The following is an 8,812-nucleotide window of genomic DNA, read 5'->3' as shown; positions in this document are numbered from 1 at the left end:
TGCGCGCGCTCATCGATTTCATCGCGGTCATCGCCGATAAAAATCCCTTGCTCGATGCAGAACACCGCGCGCCGCAGCTTATACGCTTCGTTCGCTTCCCACGGCAGCGTGGTCCACTTGATCGTGTAACTCGCGGGGGTGTACAGACGTACAAGATCTTCGGTATCGGCGAGCATGATCAGACCTCGTAGGATGACAACGACGAACACGCGCCGCATTTGCCGCAGCCTGCCTTGATATCGGCGGAGCGCATGCCGCCTGCCGACACCATCGCGCCAAGCGGCTGCAAGACCGACTTCATGAATTCGGGCGAGGGCGCAGGATGATCCTCGAGCGGCGTGCCGCTGATCGGCACGAACGGGACCACGAAGGGATACACGCCGAGATCGACCAGCTCGCGCGAGATCGACAAAATGGCTTCTGCCGTGTCACCGAGACCCGCGAGTATGTAGGTGCTCACCTGACCCCGGCCGAACACTGCCACGGCCGCCTTGAACGCTTCCATGTAGCGCGAGATGGGCACGCTCGCCTTGCCCGGCATGATCTGTTCACGCAGCGCTGGGGTGACCACTTCGAGATGCATGCCGAGCGTATCGATACCGCTTGCGCGCATGCGTTCAAACCATTTGTCGTCATCGGGTGGTTCGCATTGCGCCTGGATTGGCAGGTCGACCGCGGCCTTGATCGCGAACGCGCTGTCGCACAAGATCTGCGCGCCTCGATCCTTGGTCGGTGGGGTGCCCGTGGTCAAAACCATGTGCTTCACGCCATCGAGCAACACGGCGGCCCGTGCCACCTCCGCCAGTTGCTCGGGCGTCTTGCGCGCGATCGTCCTGCCCGCCGCAAGTGATTGCCCGATTGCGCAGAACTTGCAGGTCTTCTTCCGGCTTTCATACCGGATGCAGGTTTGCAGAACCGTCGTGGCAAGCACGTCCGACCCATGCAGCGTTGCGATGTGCGAATAGGGCACGCCGTCGAAGGTCTGCATCGCGTAGAAACGCGGCGACTTCGGAAAGCTGATGCTCGCGATCGGTATCGATCCACGCAGCAACGCACTGCTACCGTGGGCGTCAGGGGCGGACGCCACGAACGGCGAGTGCCATGCGGTATTCGTATGCACCGGCACCATGATGGTCACGCCGTCGATGGTGACCGCCTTGTGATCGGACGGACCTGCGCCGCCGCGTCGGCTGGCCACGCCGAGTCCTTGTCCCGCGCCCGGATTGGCGAGACGCAAACCCGTCGATTGCAGTTCAGTCATCAATTGCCGGCTCATGGCCGACAAGGTCTCGTTCGCGTTCAAGGTGCAATCCCCCGGTTGAAGGTGAGAAGCTGTTCATGGGTGCCGACGTGACCGCGGGCCGGTCGTTGATGGCGAGGCTCAGTAGTTCGGGCCGTGCGTAATGACCGACCGAATCCATCATGCGTTTGCGTTTGGTGATCAGCGACATGTCCAGGTCGGCGATCACCAACCCTTCGCCCTCGCGCAGCGGTGGGGCGAGATGCTGGCCTTCGGGCGAAATGATGGCGGTGTTGCAGCCGCCGCGAAGCGCCTTCTGCAGGCCCGGATCTTTCGTGATCGATTCAATCTGCGGCTCGGTCAGCCAGCCCGTTGAATTGATCACGAAGCAGCCGGATTCCAGTGCGTGATGACGGATGGTCACTTCGATCTGTTCACCGAAAATGGGACCGACCAGCGAGCCCGGAAACTGGCTGCAATGGATCTCTTCGTGTTGCGTCATCAACGCGTAACGCGCAAGCGGGTTGTAGTGTTCCCAACACGCGAGCGCACCGACGCGGCCGATGCTGGTTTCCGCTACCTTAAGACCGGCTGCATCGCCCATGCCCCAGATCATCCGTTCGTGAAACGTCGGCGTGATCTTGCGGCGCTTGAGCAGCAGCTCACCGTTGGTATCGAAGATCAGTTGTGCGTTGTATAAGCTGCCGTGATCTCGCTCATTCACGCCCAGCACGACGACCATGCCATGCCGCCGTGCGCGCTCTGCTACCGCCTGCGTCACCGGACCGGGCACGACCACCGCTTCGTCATAGAGACGCATGTGTTCGGCACCCGATGCCACCGGCGCCCGCACGAACGAGAAGTACGGGTAGTAAGGCAGGAAAGTCTCGGGGAAGACGATGATCTGCACGCCTTGGCGCGCAGCGTCGTCGATCGTTCCGAGGACTTTCTCGAGCGTGCCACCGGGCCGTTCGAGGTCCGGTGCTATCTGGACCGCGGCGGCGCGGACGATTCTCTTGTCGGGCATGGTCGTTCCGTGTTGATAACAGGCTTTGGGCGCGGCGTCAGACGGTCCAGGTGTTGATAATCAGCGCGCCGTCCTTGCGATGCAGCAGCTGGATATCGAGGACGTCGAGCGGGCTGATCGGCTTGATGCCTTCGATCAACGATGCTTCCCCCTGCCCATACAGCGCCTGCAATGCAAAGCGGCATGCATAGACCTTGCCGCCTTCCTCCATGAACTTCTGGATCTGCTTGTTGAAGTTCAGATGGCCCGGGAATGCTTCGTCGCCGAGCGTCGGGAAGCCGCGCTGAAGCCCGAGCGTTACGCCCGGGCCATAGAGCAGCACCGAGGTTTCGAAGCCCTTGCGCAGTAGCCGGGTGGCTTGCAGCAGGTTGACGAAGCCGATGGAACCTTCGAACGCGACCGTGTGGAATGTCACCAGCGCCTTTTCGCCCGGCGCGGCCTTGACGTCTTCAAACACCTTCTCTTCATAATCGACAAGGTAATCGCCTTTCTTGTGCATCGGGATATTGACGGCAGGCATTCTAATCTCCAGTAAATAGACAATTTAATCAGTGGCGCCGGGGTTCTTAATCCGGAACCAAACTGCGGGATACGAAGCTGCTAATGCAACGGGCGTGCCATTCAATGAGCGTGTTAATGCGATCAATACCCAATCATTCAAACGATCAGTGCGCGTGGAGCAGTGAAATATTTTTGATGACGATCCCGAAAGGCCTTTTGCGGCTTGGTTTAAGGCCTGGCAGGACAATGAGTCTGCACCAGCGTGGCGTGATCACAGTGGTGCTGCCGCGCCTGCATGGTGCAATAAACACCGGATATGTGCATTGACCCTTGATTGATCGGATTCTCCATACGATCACTTAATGCGATCAATTTATTTTTTCCGCTCGCCAGCGTGCTATCGTTTTTTAATCGCATTTATTCGAGAGTGCTTCATGGTCAGTCTTACTCACCACTGGATCAGAAAATTGACAGAAAGCCGCAAGCCGGCTTATTTGCTGATTCCCGAGTTAATTGAAGAAGATCTGGCGAGCGGGCGCTTGCGTCCGCGCGATCGGCTGCCAGGCCTGCGTGACCTGGCTGACGAACTGCAGCTCAATTACACGACCGTGGCGCGAGCCTACGCGGAGGCGCGCAAAAGAGGGCTGCTCGACTCGCGTGCCGGCAGCGGCACGTTCGTACGCGGCCGCACCGCTACGCTGCCACTGTCCGGCGGCAGCAGCGTCGAGATGACCATGAACATGCCGCCCGAGCCTGCAGAACTCGCTGCGCGCTTGCGCGATTCCGCAGCGCGGCTGTTTTCGGCTACGGACCCGTATCGGCTGCTGCGGTATCAGGATTTCGGTGGCACTGCTGACGATCGTGCCGCTGGCACGAAGTGGCTGAAGCGCCGTTTCGACGATTGCGATGAAGACAAGGTCCTGGTTTGTCCCGGCATTCACAGCGCGCTGGTGGCGCTGGTGTCGCAGCTTGCGCGGCCCGGGGGGACCATTTGCCTCGATACGCTGGCTTACCCGGGCATCAAGGCGATTGCGGCGCAACTGGGCGTGCGTTTGCAGGCGCTGGCACGCGATGACGATGGCCCGCTTGCCCATGCATTCGAAGCGCTATGCAAGAGCGATAAACCCAGCGCGTTCTATTGCAATCCGACCATCCAGAATCCGAGCACGGTGACGTTGTCGTCGAAGCGGCGCGAGGCGCTTGCCGATGTCGCGCTAAGGTACAGCGTGCCGATTATTGAAGACGATGCGTATGGCATGTTGCCGGTCCAGGCGCCTGATGCACTGGCCACGTTGGCCCCCGATCTCACTTACTACGTCACCGGGTTCTCGAAGAGCTTTGGCGCCGGTCTGCGCGTGGCTTACATTCGTGCGCCGTCTGCCCGGCGCTCCCAGCATCTTGCCGGGGCGTTGCGCGCAACCACGGTCATGGCCAGCCCCTTCACCGTGTTGCTGGCGACGCAGTGGGTTAATGACGGGACAGCAGACCTGATGCTCGATGCGATTCGCGCGGAGTCCGCCGCGCGTCAGGAGCTAGCCGCGCGCGTTCTGTCCGGCTGGAAGTTCGATGCCGATCCGGCCGGGTTCCATCTCTGGATGCCTATTCCAGCGGAGTGTGGATGGAACGCATCTGAGCTTGCATTGCAGTTGCGTTCGCAAGGGATTGGCGCGGTGTCAGCGGCGGCTTTTGCGACCGATGGCAATCCGCCCGAAGCCATTCGTGTATGCCTTGGCGGTCCCAAGAATCTCGATGAATGCGAGGACGCGCTCAGGCTGATCGCGGACACCGTCGAACATCCTCATCATCTGCATTTGCCGGTGATGTAGGGGCTTGAGTTGCGCGCGGCCGTCATGAAGTCTTGTTACGATGCAGGCTTTCGTGTTGACCGCTTACTCCATGCGCAATGTCCGGCTTCTCGTTCGCTTAGCCTCGTTCACTATCGCCGCGCTGTTCTTCTCCGTTGCTCATGCGGGTAACCCCGACGCGTTATGGCAGATCGTCCACAACTCATGCGAGCCCGCGGCACGCGGCGCGAATGTCCCGCAGAAATGTGTCGATGTGGATCCATCCGGCGGCTTCGCGGTCCTCAAGGATATCAACGGCATTGCCCAATATCTGTTGATTCCGACTGCTCGCATTGGCGGCATTGAAAGCCCTGATCTGCTGATACCGGGCTCACCGAATTACTGGCGCGCGGCGTGGGAAGCTCGGCGTTTTGTTGAAGCGAAGCTAGGGCAGGATCTTCCCCGCGATGAACTCTCGCTCGCCATCAACTCGACCAGCGGGCGCACGCAAAACCAGTTGCACATTCATATTGATTGCCTTGCCCCGGATGTCGTTCGCGCGCTGCGTGAGCAAGGTCCGAAGATCGGCACGGAGTGGACTGCATTCCCCACGTTGCTGCGGGGGCATGCATACCGCATTCGGCGTATTGATGACGCCGATCTGGCTTCCATCGATCCTTTCAAGCTTCTTGCGCCCGACGTGGCGCGCGAAGGCCAGGTCATGGCCGACCAGACCTTACTGCTCGCGGGGACCACGGCACCCGACGGCAAGCCAGCATTCCTTCTTCTCAACGATCACGTACAACGCGATACAGGTGACTTCGCGTCATCGGAGGAATTGCAGGACCATGCCTGCGCCGTTGCACGTTCGAAGTAGGTTGGGCGACCCGCATCTCGAAATTTTGGGCTAGCTGCACTAAGGAAGGTCGGACGCACGCGGGAGAGGACTGCGATGGCTTACGAAGCGAGGGAATGGAATTGCTGGGGCAAATGGGATAGATCACCAACATACGCTTGCCCTATTCTCCCGTGCTACTCGACAGCGATTGAGAACAACAGGCTCGCAAGGTCACTCTCATCCAACGTACCTTCAGCAACGTCCACCATGATGTCCTCCAGCACGTCGGATCTTGGTACGTCGTAACCCTGCAAAGCGAGATAAGTCAACGCTGTAACCAACGCTGTTCTCTTGTTTGCATCGTTAAAGACGTGCCCCCTGGCGAGCGCTACTGCGTACATTGCCGCGATATCAAAAACATCCGATAGCTGCCCGTAAAGCATGCGACGCGTGCCAGCGCACCCTCGAGCGGGCCGACGCCGTGGCCGCCCGCAAGCCCCGGCTCTTGTCTCAAGATCAGGTCATGAATCTCGATGACTTGCTGGGCGTCTATCATCGGTTCGCGAGCGCCTTTATTACCTTCTCGTGCGTCGCGATAACTCGCTTTGCAGCGCTTATTACTACACGCGATCCCTCGCTGCCCTTCAGTTGCATCTCGACAGGCCGCTGAGGTGTGGTTCGAACCTTGATCGTTACACCGTAGTTTTTCATCGTCTTTTCTGCCTTTCCAACCCCATGATTTTATTGTGATCCGCGTTGCGTAGAATCATAACGCGCTTCAATCGCCATGAATATAACCGCGATACCGCTCCCCGGTATGCCGTGGTGCGCCACGGATCATTAGCGATTCTGTCTATGCGAGTCGACAAAATATTACCTTAACGCTACGGACCGAATTTCGCACTAGCCACTCATCCCGCTTCGCTGCACTATGTCGCTTCGACCAATCAATCTGATTTGCAGGACGGGCAACATGAACAGCATGCGAACCATTGGCTTGATCGGCGGGATGAGCTGGGAGTCGACTACCGAATATTATCGGCTGGTCAATCGAGACGTGCGCACGCGCCTTGGCGGACTAAACTCCGCGCAGGTCCTGCTGCATAGCGTGAATTTCGCGCCGATCGAACAACTTCAACGCGACGGACAATGGAACATCGCAGGCATCCGGTTGGCCGACGCCGCCCGTCACCTTGAAGCGGGTGGCGCTCATTGCATCGTGCTCTGCACGAACACCATGCATCTCGTTGCACCGCAAATTGCGGCGGCGGTATCCGTCCCGTTCCTGCATATTGTCGATCCGACCGGGATCGAGGCGCAAAAGCGGGGCATACGCAAAGTCGGTTTTATCGGCACGGCGTTTTCGATGCGCGAAAGTTTTTTCCGCGACCGCCTGCAAGAGCGGCATGGCATCTCCACGCTCTTGCCCGAGCCTGCCGAGCAAGCGGTGATTCACGACATCATCTATCGCGAACTGTGTCTGGGGATTGTCAACGACGAATCACGCAAGCTGTATCGCGACGTGATTCACGGACTCGCGGCGCGTGGTGCGGAAGCAATCGTGCTGGGCTGCACCGAGATCATGCTGCTGGTGAATGAAGCCGACAGCCCCGTACCGTTACTCGATACCACCGCGCTCCACGCCCGCGCCGCCGTCGATTTCTCGTTGGCGCAGGTTTGAGTCATCGGGCGTTAAAGCCGCTCTTCAGTGCTCGCGGCGATGCGTAAACACACGCGGACGCACGGCTTCGATGATCGCTTCGGGCAGCACCTGATGCAGCGTGCGCACTGTGAAGTCGAGGTCTTCCATTGCCACATCGAAGACCAGCCGGAGGTCGTCATGGTCGCGCGATGCCTGGCTCACATACACGCCTAGCGGCGAGTGGAACAGCCGCCTGATGCGCTCGCGGGCGGCTTCATCCTGCCTGCTGTGCAGGACGGCCGAGAGATGGACGCGGGACACGCAGGGCGTTGAGAGCGCTTCCTGCGTGGCAGATTTTTTCGATGTCGCCGAGCCGGCAATTCTTTCAAGGACAAGGTTCATTACGCTGCAAGCTCCTGTATTCGGATCACTTCCAGCGTATCTTTTTGTGTGTAAACGCCGCGTTAATATTACTGGCGGCGCTGTATAGATCGCTTAATCGATGCCGTGGAATACCGCATCGTCAGGTCCGATGTAAGCCGGTGACTTCCATGCCGCGTCGCGCATGGAGTGCTGGACCTGGCGCTCTACTCCCAGAAGTACTGCAAAGATTGCCATGCGGACGGGAATGCCGTTGTCTGTCTGCCGGAAGATAGCGAGTCTTGGATCGTGGTTGAGGTCGGTGCTGAGGTCATTAGCCCCCGGCCGTCCATCTCGCGGCAATGGATGCATGATCAACGTATCGGGTCCGCACACGCTGTCTACCAGCGCTTGATTGATCTGGAAATCCGGCGTGTAACCTTCAATAGATTCATCGGCAAAACGCTCCTTCTGAATCCGCGTTGCATACACCACATCCGCGCCTTTCAACCCCGTCTGCAAGTCGTTGGTCTGCTCGACCACATGATCGTTGCGATTGATCTGATCGAGAATGGAAGCGGGCATCTCGAGCGAAGCAGGCGAAATCAGCGTGAACTTCAGTCCCCGATACAACGCAAGCAGCTTGGCCAGCGAATGGACCGTGCGGCCGTATTTAAGGTCCCCAACCATTGCAATATGCGACCCGTCGACAATCTTCCCCACGCGTGAGAATTCGCGCTGGATGGTGTAGAGGTCAAGCAACGCCTGACTGGGATGTTCGCCGGGGCCGTCGCCGGCATTGATGACCGGCACGTTGGTCGCACGCACAAATTCTGCTACTGAGCCTTTCTCCGGATGACGCACGACAAGGGCGTCGGCGTAACCGCTGATCACGCGGCTGGTGTCGTAGATCGACTCGCCTTTTGCCATCGACGAAAACGTGAAGCCGGTCGTGTCGCAGACCGAGCCGCCCAGCCGGCAAAACGCCGCACCGAAGCTGACGCGCGTGCGTGTGCTGGCTTCGAAGAACAGATTGGCAAGGACAGCCCCTTCGAGCACGCGCGTGATCTTCTGACGGCGCGCGATAGGCTGCATTGTGTCGGCGACCTGGAACAGCGCCTCTACGGAGTCACGGGAGAATTGATCGACGGACAGCAGATGCGGCCGGCCTTCGTGAAGAATGGATGGAGAGTATACGCGTTGTGTATAGTCGTCGCCAGACGGAATTCTTTCTACCAACTCCATGACGTAGCGGCTCGCGATCTCGGGCATGGCTCGCGATTCCGCCGATTCATCCGGGAGCAGCCATGTGTCTAGCGCCCGGCGCGATACGCCAATCCGGTTCGCGAAAGCGTCGCGGGTCATGTTCAGGCGGCGCATGGCATCGCGCAGGATAGTTTGCTGTTGAGCTTGCACGATG

The 8,812-nt window shown here is 59.2% G+C and carries 9 protein-coding genes and 1 pseudogene; 3 read left to right on the top strand and 7 right to left on the bottom strand.

From position 1 onward, the window contains the following. The 4 genes and pseudogenes from JWR14_RS04980 to JWR14_RS04965 all read right to left on the bottom strand — a co-directional run. A pseudogene (locus JWR14_RS04980) lies at nt 1-176 on the bottom strand (histone acetyltransferase); the annotation flags it as partial. A 2-nt stretch (nt 177-178) separates the two neighbouring features. Next, complete coding sequence (locus JWR14_RS04975) at nt 179-1,261, bottom strand: MSMEG_0568 family radical SAM protein (protein WP_299702340.1); 1,083 nt, start codon at nt 1,259-1,261, stop codon at nt 179-181. Next, nucleotides 1,254-2,267 (bottom strand): Nit6803 family nitrilase, encoded by a 1,014-nt coding sequence (locus JWR14_RS04970; RefSeq protein ID WP_299702332.1) that lies wholly within the window; start codon nt 2,265-2,267, stop codon nt 1,254-1,256. The genes JWR14_RS04975 and JWR14_RS04970 overlap by 8 nt, the downstream gene beginning before the upstream one ends. Before the next feature lie 37 nt (nt 2,268-2,304). Continuing rightward, complete coding sequence (locus JWR14_RS04965) at nt 2,305-2,787, bottom strand: MSMEG_0572/Sll0783 family nitrogen starvation response protein (RefSeq protein WP_056365868.1); 483 nt, start codon at nt 2,785-2,787, stop codon at nt 2,305-2,307. 415 nt (nt 2,788-3,202) lie between these two features. Here JWR14_RS04965 and JWR14_RS04960 point away from each other — a divergent pair, with 415 nt between their 5' ends. Then, nucleotides 3,203-4,594, top strand: coding sequence for a PLP-dependent aminotransferase family protein (locus JWR14_RS04960; RefSeq protein ID WP_299702321.1), 1,392 nt, complete (start codon nt 3,203-3,205; stop codon nt 4,592-4,594). 52 nt (nt 4,595-4,646) lie between these two features. Beyond that, nucleotides 4,647-5,429 carry a CDP-diacylglycerol diphosphatase gene (locus JWR14_RS04955; protein ID WP_299702318.1) on the top strand — a complete coding sequence of 261 codons (783 nt, stop codon included), beginning with the start codon at nt 4,647-4,649 and terminating at the stop codon, nt 5,427-5,429. Between the two features lie 155 nt (nt 5,430-5,584). Here JWR14_RS04955 and JWR14_RS04950 read toward each other — a convergent pair whose 3' ends face one another. Next, a complete protein-coding gene (locus JWR14_RS04950) occupies nt 5,585-5,833 on the bottom strand; it encodes a type II toxin-antitoxin system death-on-curing family toxin (protein WP_299702315.1) in 249 nt (82 codons plus the stop codon). 530 nt (nt 5,834-6,363) lie between these two features. On the opposite strand from JWR14_RS04950, the gene JWR14_RS04945 reads away from it, so the two are divergent. Beyond that, nucleotides 6,364-7,071 carry an aspartate/glutamate racemase family protein gene (locus JWR14_RS04945; protein WP_366144505.1) on the top strand — a complete coding sequence of 236 codons (708 nt, stop codon included), beginning with the start codon at nt 6,364-6,366 and terminating at the stop codon, nt 7,069-7,071. 24 nt (nt 7,072-7,095) lie between these two features. Here the strand turns inward: JWR14_RS04945 and JWR14_RS04940 are convergent, their stop codons facing one another. Further along, nucleotides 7,096-7,434, bottom strand: coding sequence for a hypothetical protein (locus JWR14_RS04940; protein ID WP_299702312.1), 339 nt, complete (start codon nt 7,432-7,434; stop codon nt 7,096-7,098). A gap of 93 nt (nt 7,435-7,527) precedes the next feature. Then, the gene (locus tag JWR14_RS04935) at nt 7,528-8,808 is read right to left on the bottom strand and encodes an aspartate carbamoyltransferase (RefSeq protein WP_299702309.1); all 1,281 of its coding nucleotides are present in this window, start codon (nt 8,806-8,808) and stop codon (nt 7,528-7,530) included. Nucleotides 8,809-8,812: the final 4 nt, after the last annotated feature.

This window comes from Caballeronia sp., from assembly GCF_028292365.1.
Classification (GTDB): domain Bacteria; phylum Pseudomonadota; class Gammaproteobacteria; order Burkholderiales; family Burkholderiaceae; genus Caballeronia.
The sequence above is the reverse complement of the archived record's forward strand: the minus strand, read 5'-3'. Positions and strand labels throughout refer to the sequence as shown.